This window comes from Serratia myotis, assembly GCF_027474885.1.
In the GTDB taxonomy this organism is placed as follows: domain Bacteria; phylum Pseudomonadota; class Gammaproteobacteria; order Enterobacterales; family Enterobacteriaceae; genus Serratia; species Serratia proteamaculans.
In genome coordinates this window covers 4,771,447-4,790,906 of sequence record NZ_CP099707.1, presented here as the reverse complement: position 1 = coordinate 4,790,906, position 19,460 = coordinate 4,771,447, and the positions used below count along the sequence as shown (strand labels likewise).

General features: G+C 57.9%; 17 protein-coding genes. 12 read left to right on the top strand and 5 right to left on the bottom strand.

What is annotated here, in order from left to right; genetic code table 11:
- Positions 1 to 4 precede the first annotated feature (4 nt).
- Genes dhaK through dhaM form a run of 3 tightly spaced genes read left to right on the top strand, consistent with a single transcriptional unit; the run spans position 5 to position 3,162 of the window.
- A complete protein-coding gene (gene dhaK, locus NHG65_RS22515; RefSeq protein WP_099063270.1) occupies positions 5 to 1,075 on the top strand; it encodes a dihydroxyacetone kinase subunit DhaK in 1,071 nt (356 codons plus the stop codon).
- 9 nt (positions 1,076 to 1,084) lie between these two features.
- Entirely contained in the window at positions 1,085 to 1,717 is a 633-nt protein-coding gene (dhaL, locus tag NHG65_RS22510; protein ID WP_085119270.1) for a dihydroxyacetone kinase subunit DhaL, read from the top strand.
- An 11-nt stretch (positions 1,718 to 1,728) separates the two neighbouring features.
- The gene (gene dhaM, locus NHG65_RS22505) at positions 1,729 to 3,162 is read left to right on the top strand and encodes a dihydroxyacetone kinase phosphoryl donor subunit DhaM (RefSeq protein WP_499182703.1); all 1,434 of its coding nucleotides are present in this window, start codon (positions 1,729 to 1,731) and stop codon (positions 3,160 to 3,162) included.
- Positions 3,163 to 3,170: 8 nt separating this feature from the next.
- On the opposite strand, the gene dhaR is transcribed toward dhaM, so the two are convergent.
- Together dhaR and tolC are read right to left on the bottom strand one after the other, a co-directional pair.
- Complete coding sequence (dhaR, locus tag NHG65_RS22500) at positions 3,171 to 5,117, bottom strand: dihydroxyacetone kinase operon transcriptional regulator DhaR (RefSeq protein WP_261428112.1); 1,947 nt, start codon at positions 5,115 to 5,117, stop codon at positions 3,171 to 3,173.
- Between the two features lie 151 nt (positions 5,118 to 5,268).
- A complete protein-coding gene (gene tolC, locus NHG65_RS22495; protein ID WP_219016999.1) occupies positions 5,269 to 6,777 on the bottom strand; it encodes an outer membrane channel protein TolC in 1,509 nt (502 codons plus the stop codon).
- Positions 6,778 to 7,063: 286 nt separating this feature from the next.
- Here tolC and nudF point away from each other — a divergent pair, with 286 nt between their 5' ends.
- The 6 genes from nudF (at position 7,064) to NHG65_RS22465 (ending at position 12,476) form a co-directional block, all read left to right on the top strand.
- The gene (gene nudF, locus NHG65_RS22490) at positions 7,064 to 7,696 is read left to right on the top strand and encodes an ADP-ribose diphosphatase (protein WP_099063274.1); all 633 of its coding nucleotides are present in this window, start codon (positions 7,064 to 7,066) and stop codon (positions 7,694 to 7,696) included.
- Entirely contained in the window at positions 7,696 to 8,121 is a 426-nt protein-coding gene (locus NHG65_RS22485; RefSeq protein ID WP_099063275.1) for a DUF1249 family protein, read from the top strand. Before nudF ends, NHG65_RS22485 begins: the two co-directional genes overlap by 1 nt.
- Before the next feature lie 27 nt (positions 8,122 to 8,148).
- Positions 8,149 to 8,976: a 3',5'-cyclic-AMP phosphodiesterase gene (cpdA, locus tag NHG65_RS22480; protein WP_085119261.1), complete on the top strand. Its 828-nt coding sequence runs from the start codon at positions 8,149 to 8,151 to the stop codon at positions 8,974 to 8,976.
- Positions 8,976 to 9,560, top strand: a complete 585-nt coding sequence (gene yqiA, locus NHG65_RS22475) for an esterase YqiA (RefSeq protein WP_099063276.1) — start codon at positions 8,976 to 8,978, stop codon at positions 9,558 to 9,560. The genes cpdA and yqiA overlap by 1 nt, the downstream gene beginning before the upstream one ends.
- Positions 9,561 to 9,606: 46 nt before the next feature.
- Positions 9,607 to 11,502: a DNA topoisomerase IV subunit B gene (gene parE / locus NHG65_RS22470; protein ID WP_012146962.1), complete on the top strand. Its 1,896-nt coding sequence runs from the start codon at positions 9,607 to 9,609 to the stop codon at positions 11,500 to 11,502.
- A 77-nt stretch (positions 11,503 to 11,579) separates the two neighbouring features.
- A complete protein-coding gene (locus NHG65_RS22465; protein WP_207977424.1) occupies positions 11,580 to 12,476 on the top strand; it encodes a LysR substrate-binding domain-containing protein in 897 nt (298 codons plus the stop codon).
- A gap of 26 nt (positions 12,477 to 12,502) precedes the next feature.
- Here NHG65_RS22465 and NHG65_RS22460 read toward each other — a convergent pair whose 3' ends face one another.
- Together NHG65_RS22460 and NHG65_RS22455 are read right to left on the bottom strand one after the other, a co-directional pair.
- Entirely contained in the window at positions 12,503 to 12,811 is a 309-nt protein-coding gene (locus NHG65_RS22460; protein WP_413477279.1) for a putative quinol monooxygenase, read from the bottom strand.
- Between the two features lie 33 nt (positions 12,812 to 12,844).
- On the bottom strand, positions 12,845 to 13,426 hold the full coding sequence (locus tag NHG65_RS22455; RefSeq protein ID WP_099063279.1) for an NAD(P)H-dependent oxidoreductase: 582 nt from the start codon (positions 13,424 to 13,426) through the stop codon (positions 12,845 to 12,847).
- Positions 13,427 to 13,742: 316 nt separating this feature from the next.
- Here NHG65_RS22455 and parC point away from each other — a divergent pair, with 316 nt between their 5' ends.
- From parC to ftsP, 3 genes are all read left to right on the top strand, one after another.
- Positions 13,743 to 16,016 (top strand): DNA topoisomerase IV subunit A, encoded by a 2,274-nt coding sequence (gene parC, locus NHG65_RS22450; protein ID WP_219016996.1) that lies wholly within the window; start codon positions 13,743 to 13,745, stop codon positions 16,014 to 16,016.
- Between the two features lie 240 nt (positions 16,017 to 16,256).
- Positions 16,257 to 16,994 carry a 1-acylglycerol-3-phosphate O-acyltransferase gene (locus NHG65_RS22445; RefSeq protein WP_085119250.1) on the top strand — a complete coding sequence of 246 codons (738 nt, stop codon included), beginning with the start codon at positions 16,257 to 16,259 and terminating at the stop codon, positions 16,992 to 16,994.
- 132 nt (positions 16,995 to 17,126) lie between these two features.
- A complete protein-coding gene (ftsP, locus tag NHG65_RS22440) occupies positions 17,127 to 18,542 on the top strand; it encodes a cell division protein FtsP (protein WP_099063281.1) in 1,416 nt (471 codons plus the stop codon).
- On the opposite strand, the gene NHG65_RS22435 is transcribed toward ftsP, so the two are convergent.
- Positions 18,539 to 19,459, bottom strand: coding sequence for a LysR family transcriptional regulator (locus NHG65_RS22435; RefSeq protein WP_499183506.1), 921 nt, complete (start codon positions 19,457 to 19,459; stop codon positions 18,539 to 18,541). The two genes, ftsP and NHG65_RS22435, sit on opposite strands and share 4 nt — an antisense overlap.
- Position 19,460: the final 1 nt, after the last annotated feature.

The window sequence follows — 19,460 nt, the reverse complement described above, 5'->3', positions numbered from 1 at the left end:
AACCGTGAAAAAACTGATCAATAAAGTTGAGTCGGTACTGGAAGAGCAACTGCTGGGGTTGGCAGAGGCTCACCCAGAGTTGTTGGTGCATCAGGAGCCGGTGTTTGTCACCCGCGCCGATGCGCCGGTCGCGGGCAAGGTAGCGATCCTGTCCGGTGGCGGCAGCGGCCACGAGCCGATGCACTGCGGTTTTGTCGGCGAAGGCATGCTGGATGGTGCCTGCCCGGGGGAAATTTTCACCTCGCCCACGCCGGATAAAATGTACGAGTGCGGCCAGGCGATCGACGGCGGTGCCGGGGTGCTGTTGATCATTAAAAACTACACCGGCGACATCTTGAACTTTGAAACCGCGACTGAACTGCTGCACGACAGCGGTACCCAGGTGGCGACGGTGCTGGTGGACGATGATGTGGCGGTGAAAGACAGCCTGTTCACCGCCGGGCGACGCGGGGTGGCCAATACCGTGCTGATGGAGAAACTGCTCGGTGCGGCAACGGCGCGCGGCGACGACCTGGATAGCATTGTGACGCTGGGGCACAGTATCAATAATCACGGGCATTCGATCGGTATTGCACTGGGTGCCTGTACCGTGCCGGCGGCCGGTAAACCTTCGTTCGTGCTGGCGGAAAACGAGATGGAATTCGGCGTCGGCATTCACGGCGAGCCAGGCATTGCGCGACGCCCGTTCACCACCCTTAATGCGGCGGTGGACGACATGTTCCATACCCTGATCGACCATGGTCACTACCAGCGCACTGTCCGCGTCTGGGATCGTCAGCAGGGCGAATGGCGCGATGAAGTACAGACCAAACAGCCGCTGACGCGTGGCGACCGGGTGATCGCACTGGTGAACAACCTGGGGGCGACGCCGCTGTCCGAGCTGTATGGCGTTTACCACCGGCTGGCGGAGCGTTGTGCCGAGGCGGGAATGATCGTTGAGCGTAGCCTGGTGGGCTCTTACTGCACGTCGCTGGACATGCAAGGGGTCTCGATCACGCTGCTGAAAGTGGACGACGAACTGTTGTCCTTGTGGGATGCGCCGGTGAAAACACCTGCGCTGCGTTGGGGCTGCTGAGGAGGAATCATGGCGTTAACCAAACAACAAGTGGTCGACTGGCTGATGCGCTGTGGTGAGGTGTTTACCCAGCAGCGTGATTTTCTAACCCGGCTGGATACCGAGATCGGCGATTCCGACCACGGGCTGAACATGAACCGCGGCTTCAACAAGGTGGTAGAAAAGCTGCCTTCGGTGGCGGACAAAGACATCGGTTTTATTCTGAAGAACACCGGCATGACGCTGCTGTCCAGCGTGGGGGGAGCCAGTGGTCCGCTGTTCGGCACCTTCTTTATCCGTGCCGCACAGTCGGCCAACGCTAAACAGAGCCTGGATCTGGCGGAGCTGCACCAAATGATGCAGGAGGGTGTCGAAGGCGTGGTGATGCGCGGTAAGGCGGAGCCGGGTGATAAAACCATGTGCGATGCCTGGTGGGCGGTAGTGGAAAGCCTCGGCCAGTCGGCTCAGCAGCAGTTAAGCGTGGCAGAGGCCTTGCAGCGTGCCAGTGAGCGGGCGGAGCAGGCGGTTGAAAGCACCATCACCATGCAGGCACGCAAAGGGCGGGCCAGTTACCTGGGTGAACGCAGCATCGGTCATCAGGATCCGGGTGCCACCTCGGTGATGTTGATGATGAAAACGCTGGCAGCGGTCGCCGGCCAATAGCAGGAGGCGAGATGATCAATATCGTTGTAGTTTCACACAGTGCGCTATTGGCGCGCGGGGTTGAAGAGCTGGCGTTGCAGATGATGCGCGGCGACGGCTGTAAACTGGTGCTGGCGGCGGGTGTCGATGATGAGGATCATCCGATAGGCACCGATGCAATCAAAGTGATGGAAGCCATTGAGTCGGTGGCTGACGGTGCGGGCATTGTGGTGTTGATGGATTTGGGTAGTGCGCTGCTGAGTGCCGAAACCGCGATCGATCTGCTGGATCCGTCGTTGGCCGCCAAGGTGAAGCTGTGCTCGGCACCACTGGTCGAGGGGACGCTGGCCGCGGTGGTGGCCGCCAATGCCGGAGCGGGGTTGGAACAGGTGCTGGCCGAGGCTCAGGGCGCGCTGCAGGCCAAACAGGCGCAGTTGGGCGAAGCTGCCACGCCGGTGGCCAAAAGCGTTGAGTTGCCGCTGACACAAGGGAAAAGCGTCAGTTGGACGGTGCAGAACCCGCATGGCCTGCATGCTCGTCCGGCCGCCCGACTGGCGGAAACGCTGGCCCCGTTCGATGCCGAACTGGTGTTGGAAAAGCAGGGCCAGTGCGCCAATCCGCGTAGCCTTAACCAGCTAGCGCTGTTGCTGGTGCGCCACGGCGACACCATCCGGCTGATTGCCGACGGGCCGCAGGCCGATCAGGCGCTGGCGGCGTTTAGCGCGCTGGCAGAGCAGCACTTTGGTGAAACGGTTTCCGAGCAGAGTCTGCCTTCATTACACGGGATTCCGGTGGCTGAAAGCGTGACCAGTGGCCCGGTGTGGCAGGCGATCAGCTTCTGGCCGACGGTGGTCGAGCGTACTATTGGCGCAGACGACGTACTGAACGAACAACAGCGGCTACGCCAGGCATTGCAGCACACGCTGAGTGATTTGAATCGGTTGGCGGAGCGCACTGGCTCGTTGATTGGCAAACCGCAGGCGGCTATCTTCGGTGCTCACAGTATGCTGCTGGACGACCCGGATCTGCAGCAGGCGGCCTATACCCGCATCGCCCGGCAGCAATGCAGTGCCGAGCAGGCCTGGCGGCAGGAGATGGAAGCCATTGCCGGGGAGTATCGCGAACTGGATGACGAATATATGCGGGCGCGTGAGTTGGACGTGCGCGATATGCTGCGCCGCACCCTGAGTCATCTGCAACAGCAGCCGTTGCCGGTGATTACGCTGACCGCGCCGTCCATTCTGGTGATGGACGAACTGATGCCGTCAGACGTGGTGATGCTCGACCGTCGTCTGGTGCTCGGCATCTGCCTGAGCGGTGGCAATGCGCTGTCGCACAGTGCGATCCTGGCGAAAGCGATGGGGATGCCGATGGTGGTGGGCATGAACGACTGTATGAGCAAAACCCGCAACGGCCAGAAAGCGATGCTGGACGCGGCGCGTGGTGTGCTGCAACTCAGCCACTGATTGCACCCTCAGGCGCGCAGCTTAAACTGGCGGATATCAATCTGATATTGTTTGATTTTCCGCCACAGCGTGGTGCGGCCAATGCCCAGTAACTGCGCCATCTCGTTCAACTGTCCGCGGCTGATGTTGGCCGCGTGAATAATCGCCTGTCGTTCCATCTCCGCCAGCGTCAACAGCGGCATGCCCGGTTGCGGTTCACTTTCCAGCAGCGGCTGGTGGCTGAGCAGGTGTTCAGGTAAATCCGCCAGTTGCAGGTGGTGGCCGTGACACATCATCGCGGTGCGCTCCACCACTCCCTTCAGTTCCAGATCGTTGCCGGGCCACAGATACAATCCGAGTTGGGCCATCACCTCATCATCCACCCGGAAACGGCACTGAAAATGCTGTTCAAGCGTGCGCAGATGGTGCTTTACCAGTAACGGAATATCGCTCAGTCGCTGGCGCAGCGAGGGGATCTGGATCTCGAACGCCTGCAGGCTGTAAAACAGCTGGCGGCGAAAACGATTCTGCTGCACCAACAGTGGCAGATCGGCGGCGCTGCTGGCGATCACCCGCACATCGACCGGGATCACCCGGTTGGAATTGAGCCGCATCACCACGCCGGTTTTCAGCACCTGCAACAGCGCCGACTGCATCTCCGCCGGTAAATACTCGATCTGTTCCAGGTACAGCGTACCGCCGTTGGCCAGTTCAAACTTGCTGAGTTGGCCCGCTTCTTCCTCGTTGGCATCGCTGCCCAGCAGCTCACGCAACCCCTGCGCTTCCGGCATCAGCTGGCAGTTGAGGGCGATATAAGGCCCGGCGGCGCGGTCGCTGGCGTTGTGGATCGCCTGACTGAGTAGCTCCTTACCGACGCCTTCCTCGCCGCACAGCAGGATCGGGTGCTGGCCCTTCGCGGCTTGCTGGCCATAACGGATCAACCGGCGCATCTCCAGCGAGGCGGAAGGCATTTGTTCAAAACTGTGGCTGACACGGCCCAATTGGCTGCTGACATACTGGCGCAGCCGTTCTAGCGGATGCAGCAGGGCGATAAAACTACAGCGCTCACCGTCGAAGATTGGCTTGAGGGTTAACAGCGTCGCGATAAACTGCCGCTGACTTTCAAAGGTGACCTCAACGTGCTGCAACGGCTGCCGCTGGGCGATGGCGCGGTTGAGCAGGGCGGGCAGCGTCAGCAACTGGGTCAGCGCTTTGCCCTGGCTTTGTTGCTCATCCAGCTTCAGCAAGGAAGCTGCGCGCTGATTGATGTACTGCAGGTAACCGCGATGGTCCCAGGCCATGACGCCGTCATCCACCCCGTCGAGCAGGCCATAAAGCTGGTTCAGGTGGCGGTTGGATTCTGCCAGCAGGCTGTCGGCGTTCAGGGAGTTGCCGATCTCGCGTGCCAGCGCCAGCGTCAGTGACAGATCGCCGGCGGCGCAGTCGGCCAACCGGCAGCCCAGCGCAATCGAACCGCGTTGACGACCGCTGTTGTCGTAGACCGGCGTGGCGCAGAATGACCAGTCGTGCAGCGCCTGGCGCACATGTTCGCTGCCGCGCACCTGCATCGGGTGGCCCTCGGCTACCGCCAGTGACGGCGCGTTGGTGCCGATGTCCCCCTCGGCCCAATAGGCACCGGGGGTAAAACCCAATAGCTGCAGGCATTCGCGCGTTGGGGCATCGCCGCACAGCCACAGCATGCAGCCGCTTTCGTCGAGGATCATCAGCAGGCAGCGGCGCTGTTCCATGTATTCGCAGGCGTCTTCCAGCGCCGCCTGACCGAGCGTTAGCAGGTCATTCTTACGCTGGCAGATGGAATTAAAGGTGGCGCCGAGTGCGCAGTGGGGCGCTTTCCACACCGCGGGCTGCATCAGGCTGCGGCAACGCAACCAGGAAGCATAGATTGCCGGCGCAGGGCGTTGCGCGGGGGGCAGGTCACCTTCGATCAGGCGTTGCCAGCTTGAAGTGTTCTCCATCGGATCCCATCCAGACGAGATAAAGCGATAACCTGGATGATACCACTCCAGGGTGGGGGAAGGGCTGTGAGGCGGCGGGCAGAACCGATGACCCGGCAAAAAAAACGGGGTGCGGCAGAAGCCGTACCCCGTATTCAGCGGCGTAAATCCATCAGTTACGGAATGGGTTACCGCTGTTGCGTGCAGGCTGGCTGGTGGTGGTCGCCGGCGCGGAGGCACGGGTGGCAACCGGAGCAGCAGCAACTGGCGCGGAGGTTTGTGGTGCAGGGGCGTTGCCGTTATAGCCTTCAGCGTAAGCGTCTTGTGCCGTAGTCGCTGGGGCTACCACGTCTTGCGAAGTAGAAATCGGTTTACCCAATGCGCCGTTCAGCAGCAGCAGGTCGTTCTCGTTCAGGGTACCGAGTGCCGACTTGATGTTCAGTTGGTTGATCAGGTAGGTATAACGCGCACTGGAGAGCTGTTGCTTGGCGTTATACAGCGTACTGGTGGCATCCAGCACGTCGACGATGGTGCGGGTACCAACCTGGTAACCGGCCTCGGTCGCATCCAATGAACTCTGGGCAGACACTACCGCTTGTTGATAGGCGTTGATGCTGCTGATCGAGGCATTCACGTTATTGAACGAAGAACGCACGGTCTGCACTACGCTACGGTGGGCGCTTTCCAGTTGCTCACTGGCGCCGACGAAGTTGTACTGCGCCTGCTGCACCTGCGAGTTGGTCTGGCCGCCGCTGTACAGTGGCATATTGAAGCTCAGGCCCACTTTGTTCTGACCAATATCAGCGTCGTTGTTCACGTTGCGAGAACCGCTGTAATTAGTATTGCTAACCGCGGTAGATGCGCTGAAATCAACGGTAGGCATATAACCGGTCTGTGCGGAACGGATCTGCTCACGGGCCAGATCCTGGCTCAGACGAGCGGACAACAGGCTCAGGTTACGGCTTTCTGCTTCTTTCAACAGGTTATTTACGGCATCCGGGCGTTTGGTGTTGAAACGGTCGGTATTCAACGAGGCCAGTTCCGGATAGAAGGTACCGGTGACCTGGCGAAGTTTTTCCAGCGCGTTATCCAGGTTGTTACGGGCAGTTACTTCGGCCGCCAGCACGGTATCGTAGGACGAACGGGCGTTCTGCACGTCGGTGATCGCTACCAGGCCCACGTTAAAGCGTTGGGTGGTCTGGTCCAGGGTGCGGTAAACCGCTTGCTTGTTCGCCTGGGTATAAGACAGCGTATCAATAGCGCTCAGCACGTTAAAATAGGCGGTCGCGGTATCGAGGATCAACTGCTGCGAAGAGGTCTGGAAAGTCACGTCGGAAATGCCGGCGGTTTTTTCCTGCAGCGTCAGCGCACGCCATTTGGACATGTCGAAGATAGTCTGCGTCAACGCCAGTGAGCCACTGGTGGCATCGCTGTTGGCATCGCGGCTGTCACGGTAGCCATTGGTGTAAGTGTAACCGGCGCTCAAACCCAACTGTGGCAGCAATGGGCTGCGTGCTTCGTTGATTTTTTCGAATGCGGCGTCACGGTCAGCGGCGGTTTTGCGCAGATCCGGGTTACTTTCCCTGGCCTGTTTGTAGACCTGCAGCAGGTTCTCTGCCTGGCTCATTGCACTGAAGCCGCCCAGGCTCAGTCCGATAAGAAGGGGGAGCAGTTTCTTCATTTGCATTCCTTGTTGTGCAGCAATATTGCTATGTTGTTAGCGCTGACGATAGACGAAATAGTTGCCGATTCTAACAGAGTCTGTTGTACGCCTCAGGTGGCTGAATGTGCCATCTTGCGTAACTTTTACCTTTCAGGCCGCCTGTTTACCTTAGTTCAACTGGCTGCGTACGTCACACCTGATATCATGGCTCACAATCTATCATAAAGCCGCGGAAGATTATCCCGCCGTTTCTGTCATCAAAACTGTTTATTTTATCGGCATACTCACGCTGGAGAATTCATTTATGAGCCACTCGCAACCATCGCCCGTTACTCTCGATAAAAATGATGTAGAAATTATTGCACGTGAGACGCTTTATCGTGGTTTTTTTTCACTCAATTTATATCGTTTCCGCCACCGCTTGTTCAACGGTGAGATGAGTCCCGAAATTAAACGCGAAATTTTCGAGCGCGGGCACGCCGCGGTATTACTTCCCTATGACCCGGTGCGTGACGAGGTGGTGCTGATTGAACAACTGCGGATCGCTGCGGTCGATACCAGTAGGTCACCCTGGCTGCTGGAAATGGTGGCGGGCATGATCGAAACCGGCGAGAGTGTTGAAGACGTGTGCCGCCGTGAAGCGCAGGAAGAGGCCGGCGTCGTGGTCGGACGTTGCAAGCCGGTGTTGAGCTACCTGGCCAGCCCTGGCGGTACCAGCGAGCGCTTGTCAATTATGGTGGGCGAAGTGGACGCGACTACGGCGGAAGGCATCCATGGACTGGAAGAAGAACATGAAGATATCCGGGTCCATGTGGTCAGCCGCGAACAGGCTTACCGTTGGGTTGAAGAGGGTGCGATTGATAACGCGGCATCAGTGATTGCATTGCAGTGGCTGGCGTTGCACCATGAATCGTTAAGAAAAGAGTGGGCCAATTAATGAAACAGCGCTATACCCCTGATTTCCCCGAAATGATGAGATTGTGCGAAACCAACTTCGCGCAATTGCGCCGCTTGATGCCGCGCAATGATGAAGTGGGTGAAACGGTGACTTATCAGGTGAACGGCGCCAGTTATCGTCTGACCATTATTGAATCCACCCGCTATACCTCGCTGGTGCAGATCGAACAGACCGTCCCGGCAGTCAGCTACTGGAGCCTGCCTGCGATGACGGTGCGGCTGTATCATGACGCGATGGTTGCGGAAGTGTGTTCAAGTCAGCAGATCTATCGCTTTAAAGCACGTTATGATTATCCCAACAAAAAGTTGCATCAACGCGACGAAAAGCATCAAATTAACCAGTTTCTTGCTGATTGGTTGCGCTACTGTTTGGCGCATGGAGCAATGGCGGTTCCGGTTTGTTAAACAGACTGAGATAACAAAGGACACCATTTGGAAAGCCTGTTTAAACCGACCGTGGCAAGTGGGGCCAGGGTCAGGATCCTGCAAATAACAGATACCCACCTTTTTGCCGGCGAAAATGAGACTTTGCTTGGCATCAATACCTATCGCAGCTATCACGCGGTGTTGGACGCTATCCTGGCGCAGCAGCGTGATTTTGATCTGGTCGTCGCCACCGGTGATTTGGCACAGGATCATTCATTGGCCGCCTACCGGCACTTTGCCGAAGGTATTGCACGGTTGCCGGCGCCTTGCGTTTGGCTGCCGGGCAACCATGATTTTCAGCCGGCGATGGTCGACGCACTGGCCGACGCCGGAATTGCCCCGTCAAAACAGGTGCTGGTGGGCGATCACTGGCAGGTGCTGTTGCTGGACAGCCAGGTCTTCGGCGTGCCGCACGGTGAGCTGAGCGAATATCAGCTCGAGTGGATGGAGCGCTGCCTGCAAGCCTATCCCGATCGCTATACCCTAATGCTGTTGCACCATCATCCGCTGCCGTCCGGCTGCACCTGGCTCGATCAACACAGCCTGCGCAACCCGCATACGCTGGGCGCGGTGCTGTTGCGCTACCCGAAAGTGAATACCCTGCTGTGCGGGCATATTCACCAGGAGCTGGATCTGGAGTGGCAGGGCCGACGCCTGCTGGCATCGCCGTCCACCTGCGTGCAGTTCAAACCGCATTGCACCAATTTCACTATCGACGAGGTTTCACCCGGCTGGCGCTATCTTGATTTGCTGCCGGACGGCCGCGTCGAGACGCAGGTTTTCCGCCTGGAAAACGACGATTTCCGCCCCGACATGGATTCGGATGGGTATTGATGCCTTCGACACTGCTCTACCTGCACGGTTTTAACAGCTCGCCGTTCTCGGCCAAGGCAACGTCTTTCAAAGCGTGGCTGGCCGAACATCATCCGCATATCGAAGTCCTGGTGCCTCAACTGCCGGTGTTCCCGGCGGAGGCGGCCGAAATGATCGAGAACATGGTGATGGAGCGAGCCGGGCAGACGATAGGCGTGGTCGGCTCCTCACTGGGCGGGTACTACGCAACCTGGCTTTCGCAGTGTTTTTCACTGCCGGCGGTAGTGGTTAACCCTGCTGTGAAGCCGTTTGAACTGCTGATTGACTACCTTGGCAAAAACGAGAACCCCTACACCGGCCAGCAATATGTGTTAGAGTCTCGTCACGTTTACGATCTGAAAACGATGCAGATCGATCCCTTGGAGTCACCGGATTTAATCTGGTTGCTGCAACAAACGGGCGATGAAATTCTCGATTATGGGCAAGCGGTCGCCTATTACACCGCATGCCGACAGACGGTGGAGTCGGGTGGAAACCACGCCTTCGTCGGTTTCGAGCATTACTTCCCCCAGATTGTGGATTTTTTAGGGCTAAACGCTGTCTGAGCAGACGGTTCCGGCACCTTCCTTACTAACCACGAAAAACTCAACGATGACTCAATCCAGCTATAACGCTGATGCCATTGAAGTACTCAGCGGTCTAGAACCAGTGCGCCGTCGTCCCGGCATGTATACCGACACGACGCGCCCCAATCACCTTGGCCAAGAGGTGATAGATAACAGCGTCGATGAAGCGTTGGCCGGTCACGCCAAGCGCATCGACGTGATCCTGCACGCCGATCAGTCACTGGAAGTGATCGATGACGGCCGTGGTATGCCGGTGGATATCCACCCTGAAGAAGGCGTACCGGCGGTTGAGTTGATCATGTGTCGTCTGCACGCGGGCGGTAAATTCTCCAATAAAAACTACCAGTTCTCCGGCGGCCTGCACGGCGTGGGGATTTCGGTGGTTAACGCCCTGTCGACCCGGGTAGAAGTCAACGTCAAGCGCGACGGCAACGTCTACAGCATTGCCTTTGAAAACGGCGACAAAGTGCAGGATCTGGCGGTGACCGGCAGTTGCGGCAAACGCAATACCGGCACCAGCATCCATTTCTGGCCTGACGAGAAGTTCTTCGACAGCCCGCGTTTCTCGGTCTCGCGTCTTAGCCACCTGCTGAAAGCCAAAGCGGTACTGTGTCCTGGGGTAGAAATCTACTTCATCGACAAGCTGAACAACACCGAGCAACGCTGGTGCTATCAGGACGGCCTGACCGATTACCTGATGGAAGCGGTTAACGGCCTGATCACCCTGCCGGAAGCGGCGTTTGTCGGCAACTTTGCCGGCGATACCGAGGCGGTAGATTGGGCACTGCTGTGGCTGCCGGAAGGCGGTGAACTGCTGACCGAAAGCTACGTCAACCTGATCCCGACCATGCAGGGCGGCACCCACGTTAACGGCCTGCGTCAGGGCTTGCTGGACGCCATGCGCGAGTTCTGTGAATTCCGCAATATCCTGCCGCGTGGCGTGAAGCTGTCCGCGGAAGATATCTGGGACCGTTGCGCCTACGTGCTGTCGGTGAAGATGCAGGATCCGCAGTTCGCCGGGCAGACCAAAGAGCGTCTGTCGTCACGTCAGTGTGCGGCCTTTGTTTCCGGCGTGGTGAAAGACGCCTTCAGCCTGTGGCTGAACCAGAACATTCAGGCGGCGGAACAGCTGGCCGAGCTGGCTATTTCCAGCGCCCAGCGCCGTCTGCGTGCCGCCAAAAAAGTGGTGCGCAAGAAGCTGACCAGCGGTCCGGCACTGCCGGGTAAACTGGCCGACTGTACGTCGCAGGATCTGAACATGACCGAACTGTTCCTGGTGGAAGGGGACTCGGCGGGCGGTTCAGCCAAACAGGCACGCGATCGTGAATATCAGGCGATCATGCCGCTGAAAGGCAAAATCCTGAATACCTGGGAAGTCTCCTCGGATGAAGTACTGGCCTCGCAGGAAGTGCACGACATCTCGGTGGCGATCGGTATTGATCCGGACAGCGAAGATCTCAGCCAACTGCGTTACGGTAAAATCTGTATCCTGGCGGATGCGGACTCCGACGGCCTGCACATTGCCACGCTGTTGTGCGCGCTGTTTGTACGCCATTTCCGTTCGTTGGTGAAGGGCGGTCACGTGTATGTGGCGATGCCGCCGCTGTACCGTATCGACCTCGGCAAAGAGGTGTTCTACGCGCTGGATGAAGAAGAAAAGGCCGGCGTGCTGGAACAGTTGAAACGCAAAAAGGGCAAGCCAAACGTTCAGCGCTTTAAAGGGCTGGGTGAGATGAACCCGCCGCAATTGCGTGAGACTACCCTGGATCCGAACACCCGCCGTCTGGTGCAGTTGACGGTGAGCGATGAGGACGTGGATCAGACGTTGGCGATGATGGACATGCTGCTGGCCAAGAAGCGTTCCGAAGACCGCCGCAACTGGCTGCAGGACAAAGGCGATATGGCCGAGCTGTCTGCCTGACCGACAGGCCCGGCTCCCCGCCGGGCTTTCTTCCCGCAGGCGCTGCATGCGGCGCCCGATGACTCTGGGCGGAATGCATGAAAATCACCCTCGAAGAATTACTGGCGTTTACCACCGTCGTTGACAGCGGCTCTATCACGGCCGCCGCCGAACAGCTCGGTCAGACGACCTCCGGTATCAGCCGCGCGCTCAGTCGGCTGGAAAAAAAACTCGATACAACTTTAATGCGCCGCACCACGCGTCGGCTGGAGCTGACCGAAGAAGGCCAAAACTTCCTCAGTCATGCGCGCGAAATTATCCGCTCGGTGGAGAACGCCGAAGAACAGATGGCGTTGCGCAGGCTGATCCCGGCCGGCAAGCTGCGGGTCAACGCCGCCGCCCCCTTTATGGAACACGTGATCGTGCCGTTGGTGGCCGGCTTTCGCCAAAGTTATCCGCAAATTGAGCTGGAACTGAATACCGACAATCTGATTATCGACCTGCTGGAGAAACGCACCGATATTGCCATTCGTATCGGTGCGCTGCGGGATTCGACCATTCATGCGCGCCTGTTGGGTGCCAGCCGCTTACGTGTTCTCGCCAGTCCGGATTACCTCGCACGTAACGGCACCCCCACCAGCGTCGAAGCGCTGCGAGAGCACTGCCTGCTCGGCTTCACTCAGCCGGAATCACTCAATCTGTGGCCGTTGCGTTATCAGCAGGCGCAGCATTTTGCCATCACGCCGACAATATCGGCCTCCAGCGGTGAAACGTTGCGGCAGTTGGCGTTGCGTGGCGAAGGGATCGTGCAGTTGGCTGATTTTATGACGCGTGACGATCAACGCAGCGGGCGGCTGGTACCGTTGCTGGAGCAGGAGACGTTAGATGTGCGCCAGCCGATTAATGCGGTGTATTACCGCAATACCCAACTGGCGGCGCGTATTACCTGTTTTCTCGACTACGTCAGTGCGCATATTGATGCGCAGACGCTGTAGGGGCCATAGGGCGGCCCCTCAGGGGATTACAGTGCGTTACCCAGTACGTGAATCGTCACGCCCAGCACACTGTCTTTGATGGTGTCACGATGCTGGTGCATGTGAGCGATATCCAGGTGTTTTTCCAGGTGCGCCTGGCTGGCCCATTTCTCCAGCATAAACACCGAGTCCGGCGACAGTTTCTGCCATGGCGCCTGGGTGTGACTGTCGATCATTGGCGTATATTCACTACAGCCGTCTTCTGCCAGCACCAGCGGGATCAGTTTCTCAATCGCCTTCAGGACCGTTTCACGGTGGCCCGGCTTGATTTTGATTTCTGCAATTACGGTGATCATCACTACCTCATTGATTGACGTGCATAGTGCCAGTTAAGCAAAAATTTCGGCCAGATGCTCGCGATAACGTGCGATGTCGCCGTCGATATCCGGTTGTTTAATCACGTCATTACAGATAAAGGTCGGCAGCGCTTCCATACCCAGGAACTGATTGGCCTTGTGGAAGTGCAGATACACGCCGTCAACCCCGACGCCGTGGAAGAACTGTTCCGGGTCGGTAAAGGCTTCCAGCGGGGCGTTCCAGGTCAGGCTCAGCATGTACTTCTTGCCCTGGATCAGGCCGCCGGAACCGTATTTTTTGCCGGCGTCGGAGCGGGTGCGACCATCGCTGGCATACAGGCTGCCGTGCCCGGCGGTGAACACTTCATCGATGTATTTTTTCAGGATCCACGGCTCGCCCATCCACCAACCGGGCATCTGATAGACCACCACGTCGGCCCACAGGTATTTTTGCACTTCGGCTTCGATATCGTAGCCGTCGTCGACCACGGTGACTTGTACCTGGTGCTGCACATCGCGCAGATAGGTTTCCGCCACGTCGCTCATCGTTTGGTTGAGTTCGCCGTTAGAATGACCGAACTGTTTTTTAGCATTGATAATCAGGATATTGCTCATCTTTCACGGCACCTGTCAGAGTTAAAGTCTATGATGCCCTCCGCGCCAGGGGGCGGAAAACATTTCGCTGACAGAGAGTGTAATGCTTAGCAATGTAAGTAAAAATGGGATCCAGCGCACAACAGTGTTGACTGTGAGTCAATAAATGCGCCGTAGAATAGCGAAATTTTGCATAAAATCGGCAGATGAACCGGCCACGCCGGATGATTGCTGCGCCATCTGTGACAGCCACCCCGCTGATGAGTTACTATCGCGGACAGAATCAACCCTTTGTCGTCCAGGGATTGCCAAGCCACGGTCTGAGGATAATTGAGTAATGAGTGATCTGACTCATGACGGTGTAGAGCGTTTACCGCTGCACACATTCACTGAAAACGCCTATCTGAACTATTCCATGTACGTCATCATGGATCGGGCGTTGCCGTACATTGGTGACGGTTTGAAGCCGGTACAACGCCGCATCATCTACGCCATGTCTGAGCTGGGGCTGAGCAACAGCGCCAAATTCAAAAAATCTGCCCGTACCGTGGGTGATGTGCTGGGTAAATACCATCCGCACGGCGACAGTGCCTGCTATGAAGCCATGGTGTTGATGGCGCAGCCATTCTCTTATCGCTATCCGCTGGTAGACGGCCAGGGGAACTGGGGTGCGCCGGATGATCCTAAATCCTTCGCCGCGATGCGTTATACCGAATCCCGCCTGTCCAAATACGCGGAGGTGCTGCTGGCCGAGCTGGGTCAGGGGACCGTTGACTGGGTGCCAAACTTTGACGGCACCATGCAGGAGCCGAAGATGTTGCCGGCCCGCCTGCCCAACATCCTGCTGAACGGCACCACCGGTATCGCGGTGGGTATGGCGACCGATATTCCGCCACACAACGTGCGTGAAGTGGCCGCCGCTGCAGTGGCGCTGATCGACAAGCCAGGCGCTTCGCTGGAAGAGTTGCTCGAGTTCGTACAGGGCCCGGACTACCCGACCGAAGCCGAGATCATTACCCCGCGTGAAGAAATCCGCAAAATTTATCAGAACGGCCGCGGTTCGGTACGTATGCGCGCCGTCTGGAATAAAGAAGACGGCAGCGCGGTGATCACTGCCTTGCCGCACCAGGTTTCCGGCGCCAAGGTGCTGGAGCAGATTGCCAGCCAGATGCGCGCTAAAAAGCTGCCGATGGTCGAAGATCTGCGTGATGAATCCGATCACGAGAACCCTACGCGGCTGGTGATTGTGCCACGTTCCAACCGTATCGATCTGGATCAGGTGATGAATCACCTGTTTGCCACTACCGATCTGGAACGCAGCTACCGCATCAACATGAACATGATCGGTCTGGACAACCGCCCGCAGGTGAAAGGGCTGGTGGAAATCCTCACCGAGTGGCTGGCATTCCGTCGCGATACGGTACGTCGCCGCCTGAACTACCGTCTGGAAAAAGTACTGAAACGCCTGCACATCCTGGAAGGTTTGCTGGTGGCGTTCCTCAATATCGATGAAGTGATCCACATCATCCGTAGCGAGGACGAGCCCAAGCCGGTGCTGATGCAGCGTTTTGGCATTTCTGATACCCAGGCCGAAGCGATCCTCGAACTGAAACTGCGCCATTTGGCGAAGCTGGAAGAATTCAAGATCCGCGGCGAGCAGGATGAGTTAGCCAAGGAGCGCGATCAACTGCAGGCGCTGCTGGCCTCCGAGCGCAAGCTGAACACCCTGATCAAGAAAGAGATCCAGGCCGATGCGCAGGCTTATGGCGACGATCGCCGCTCACCGATTACCGAGCGTGCAGAAGCCAAGGCGATGAGCGAGCACGATTTTGTGCCGTCGGAGCCGGTGACCATCGTATTGTCTGAAATGGGCTGGGTACGCAGCGCCAAGGGCCACGATATCGATCCAAGCGGCCTGAGTTACAAGGCCGGTGACAGCTACCGCAGTGCGGCACGCGGCAAGACTAACCAGCCGGTGGTGTTTATCGACTCCACCGGGCGCAGCTACGCACTGGATCCCCTGACGCTGCCTTCGGCACGTGGGCAGGGTGAGCCATTGACCGGCAAGCTGACGCCACCGCCGGGTGCAACCATTGAGCAAGTGCTGATGGCCGCAGACGACCAGAAATTGCTGATGGCTTCCGACGCCGGTTACGGCTTCGTCTGTACCTTCAACGATCTGGTGGCGCGTAACCGTGCCGGTAAGGCGATGATTACTCTGCCGGATAACGCCAAAGCGCTGGCGCCGATGGAAATTCACGGTGACGATGACATGCTGCTGTCGATCACTGCTGCCGGACGCATGCTGTTCTTCCCGGTTGCCGACCTGCCGCAGTTGTCGAAGGGCAAGGGTAACAAGATTGTTTCTATCCCGTCGGCCCAGGCCGCATCCGGTGAAGACAAACTGACATGGCTGTTCGTGCTGCCGCCGCAAACCTCTGTGACCCTGCACGTGGGTAAACGCAAGCTGACGCTGCGTCCGGAAGACTTGCAGAAATTCCGTGCGGAACGTGGCCGTAAAGGTACCTCACTGCCACGAGGCCTGCAGCGAATCGACCGCGTAGAGGTCGATGCTCCGGCGCGTGCGCCTACCGGCGACAGCGAAGAGTAAGCCTGTAACGGCAGGATAACCCCTCGGGCGCAGCATGCTGCGCCCGCTTTATTTCCCGCCGGCGGCAATTATTTTCAAATAGTTAACATTTCCCGGCATAAAATTATTGTGCGTTTCGTCGGCTGGCGGGAAAATAGCAAAAAAAGGCAGGGCAGGTTTTCGAACCCTGCAATCAAAGAATGAGTAAAGGGATCTGCGCAGCGTTTCAGGCTGCGCCGGCAGTGTGCTAATGAGGTTGTTATGTTATTAATTTTACGTGCCGTGCTCGCCACCCTGTATTGTCTGCTGGTGTGCATTTTCGGTTCTATTTACTGTTTATTTTTCCGTCCCCGAGATCCCCGCCATGTGGCGACGTTCGGTCATTTGTTTGGCCGCCTGTCCGGGCTATTTGGTCTGAAAGTGGAAGTCCGCGTGCCGGCCGATGCAGCTAAAAACGGTAACTGCATTTATATTGCCAACCACCAGAATAACTACGATATGGTAACGGCCGCCAAAGCGGTACAACCGCGTACCGTGACCGTGGGTAAAAAAAGCCTGCTGTGGGTCCCGTTCTTCGGCCCACTGTATTGGGTGACCGGTAACTTGCTGATTGACCGTGATAACCGCGCCAAAGCGCACGGCACCATTGCTCAGGTGGCCGAACAGTTTAAAAAACGTGATATTTCGGTCTGGATGTTCCCTGAAGGCACCCGCAGCCGCGGACGTGGGTTGATGCCGTTTAAAACCGGTGCATTCCACGCGGCTATCGCTGCCGGAGTGCCGATTGTGCCAATCTGCGTTTCCACCACCAGCGGTAAAATTAATCTTAACCGTTGGAATAACGGTCATGCGATCGTCGAGGTGATGGAGCCGATCGATATCAGCAATTACAGTAGAGAAAATGTGCGTGAGCTGGCTGCCCATTGCCATGAGCTGATGTTGGCGAAAATTGCCGAGCTGGACGCGGAAGTTGCCCAGCGCAATGCGGCCGGAAAATAATATCCCTACCGGCTTCAAAGAATGAACTTTTAAACGGCGTCAAACGCCGTTAGCGACTGGGCTCCTGCTAATCTGATTAACAGGGGCCCGGTTTTTGCACAGGGTTTAATCATTGCTTTTCATGGAGAAAATATGTCACTCAGTCGACGTCAGTTTATTCAGGCATCGGGCTTGGCGCTGTGCGCAGGAGCCGTGCCGCTGAGGGCTGAGGCGAGCGGAATGCAGACCCCATTACCTATTCCCCCGTTGCTGGAGTCCCGCCGCGGTCAGCCGCTGTTTTTAACCTTGCAGCGCGCCCACTGGGCATTTATGGATAATCGCAAGACGTCGGTGTGGGGCATTAACGGCATGTACCTTGGACCGACGGTGCGGGTTTACAACGGCGATGACGTCAAACTGATCTACAGCAACCGCCTGCCGGAGCCGGTGGCGATGACCATCAGCGGTCTGCAGGTGCCGGGTACTCTGACCGGGGGCGCGCCGCGCATGATGTCTCCCAACGTTGACTGGTCACCGGTGTTGCCTATCCGCCAGAGTGCGGCCACCTGCTGGTACCACGCCAGCACGCCCAACCGCATGGCCCCGCATGTTTACAACGGCCTGACCGGGCTGTGGCTGGTTGAGGATGAAGTCAGTAAGGCATTGCCGTTGCCGAACCACTATGGCGTCGATGATTTCCCGTTGATCATTCAGGACAAGCGGCTGGATAACTTCGGCACACCGGAATATGACCCCCCGTCGCAGGGCGGCTTTGTCGGCGATACGCTGTTGGTTAACGGTGTACAAAACCCCTTTGTCGAAGTCTCACGCGGTTGGGTGCGCCTGCGCCTGCTTAATGCTTCCAACTCACGTCGCTACATGCTGCAACTGAGTGACGGTCGGCCACTAAACGTGATCTCCAGCGATCAGGGTTTCCTGCCGGCACCGGTAGCGGTGCAACAGCTTTCGCTGGCACCGGGTGAGCGCCGCGAGGTGCTGATCGATATGTCGAAAGGTGATGAGGTGACGATCAGTGCCGGTGAAGCTGCGGGCATTATGGATCGCCTGCGCGGCCTGATTGAGCCTTCCAGCATCCTGGTTTCCACCCAGGTGTTGACGCTGAAACCGACCGGTTTACTGCCGCTGGTAACCGACAATCTGCCGATGCGTTTACTGGCGGATGAACTGCTGGACGGCAGCGTTAGCCGCACCCGCGAATTCCGTCTGGGCGACAGCCAGGCGGGGATCAACGGGGCCGTCTGGGACATGAACCGTATCGATGTACAAACCCAGCAGGGCAGTTGGGAGCGCTGGAATATCCATGCGGATACGCCGCAGGCGTTCCATATTCAGGGCGTACGCTTCCTGGTGAAACGGGTCAACGGCGCGCAGCCGATGGCGGAAGATCGCGGCTGGAAGGATACGGTATGGGTCGACGGCGACGTCGAGCTGCTGGTCTACTTCAATCAGTCCACTTCAGAGCATTTCCCGTTCCTGTTCTACAGTCAGACGCTGGAGATGGCGGATCGCGGCAGCGCAGGCCAGTTTATGGTGCAGCCTGCGCTTTAAGTTGGTTGCAGAGGCTTATCCTGGGGAGCCGCACGCAACATCTCCAGAAACGCCTGCACCACCGGCGTTGCGCTGTCGGCATGATAAATGGCGTACAGATCCGCTGACGGTGCCTGCTGCAGCGGGCAAAAACGCACGCCGGGCCAGGGAATACGGCCGTAACTGTCCGGCAACAGCGTAATGCCATAGCCTTCTGCCACCAGCGCCATCAGGGTTTGCGGTTCGTTGACCTGATAGGCGATATCCGGTTTGAAACCCTGCTGCAGACACAGGTTATGCAGATACAGGCCCAGGCTGGCCTCGTGCGGCGGCAGCACAATGAATTTTTCATGTCGCAGCGCGGCGAGTGGCAGGCTTTCCGCCTGCGCCAGCGAGTGGTCCAGCGGCAGCACCACCGCAATATTCTCCCGGGCCAGCAGTTGGCTCGCCAACCCCGGCAGTACCTGCTGCCTGGCCTCGCGCCAGACACCAATATCGATATGACGTTTTTGCAGCGCAGTGATCTGCTGGCTGGGTGTCAGCTCGTTTAACGCCCAGGTGACGTTGGCCGCTTGCCCGGCAAAGCGCTTCAGCGCCGGTATCAGCCCGCCCCAAACCGAAGTGCCGACCATGCCGACCACCATATGCCCGGCCTCACCACGGCCCAGTTGTTGCACCTGGTTCAGCGCATGCCCGGCCTGATCCAGCAGCATTTCTACGTTTTGCAACAGCGTGCGGCCTGCCAGCGTTAGCGCCATCGAGCGGGTGGTGCGTTTGAACAGCTCCACGCCCAGCTGGCTCTCCAGCTCTTTGATGTGTTTGCTGAGCGGCGGTTGCGAAATATTCAGCCGCAGTGCCGCCTGGGTGAAGTTCATCTCCTCCGCCACCACGCGGAAATAATGCAGCAGACGGAAATTAATCCGGCTGGGATCGGGCAGG

Coding starts and splice junctions, on each gene's coding strand:
- yqiA (WP_099063276.1), top strand. CDS start 8,976: ATGCCTTCGACACTGCTCTACCTGCACGGTTTTAACAGCTCGCCGTTC.
- tolC (WP_219016999.1), bottom strand. CDS start 6,777: ATGAAGAAACTGCTCCCCCTTCTTATCGGACTGAGCCTGGGCGGCTTC.
- dhaM (WP_499182703.1), top strand. CDS start 1,729: ATGATCAATATCGTTGTAGTTTCACACAGTGCGCTATTGGCGCGCGGG.
- NHG65_RS22445 (WP_085119250.1), top strand. CDS start 16,257: ATGTTATTAATTTTACGTGCCGTGCTCGCCACCCTGTATTGTCTGCTG.
- NHG65_RS22460 (WP_413477279.1), bottom strand. CDS start 12,811: ATGATCACCGTAATTGCAGAAATCAAAATCAAGCCGGGCCACCGTGAA.
- dhaL (WP_085119270.1), top strand. CDS start 1,085: ATGGCGTTAACCAAACAACAAGTGGTCGACTGGCTGATGCGCTGTGGT.
- parE (WP_012146962.1), top strand. CDS start 9,607: ATGACTCAATCCAGCTATAACGCTGATGCCATTGAAGTACTCAGCGGT.
- NHG65_RS22455 (WP_099063279.1), bottom strand. CDS start 13,426: ATGAGCAATATCCTGATTATCAATGCTAAAAAACAGTTCGGTCATTCT.
- nudF (WP_099063274.1), top strand. CDS start 7,064: ATGAGCCACTCGCAACCATCGCCCGTTACTCTCGATAAAAATGATGTA.
- parC (WP_219016996.1), top strand. CDS start 13,743: ATGAGTGATCTGACTCATGACGGTGTAGAGCGTTTACCGCTGCACACA.
- NHG65_RS22485 (WP_099063275.1), top strand. CDS start 7,696: ATGAAACAGCGCTATACCCCTGATTTCCCCGAAATGATGAGATTGTGC.
- NHG65_RS22465 (WP_207977424.1), top strand. CDS start 11,580: ATGAAAATCACCCTCGAAGAATTACTGGCGTTTACCACCGTCGTTGAC.
- dhaR (WP_261428112.1), bottom strand. CDS start 5,117: ATGGAGAACACTTCAAGCTGGCAACGCCTGATCGAAGGTGACCTGCCC.
- ftsP (WP_099063281.1), top strand. CDS start 17,127: ATGTCACTCAGTCGACGTCAGTTTATTCAGGCATCGGGCTTGGCGCTG.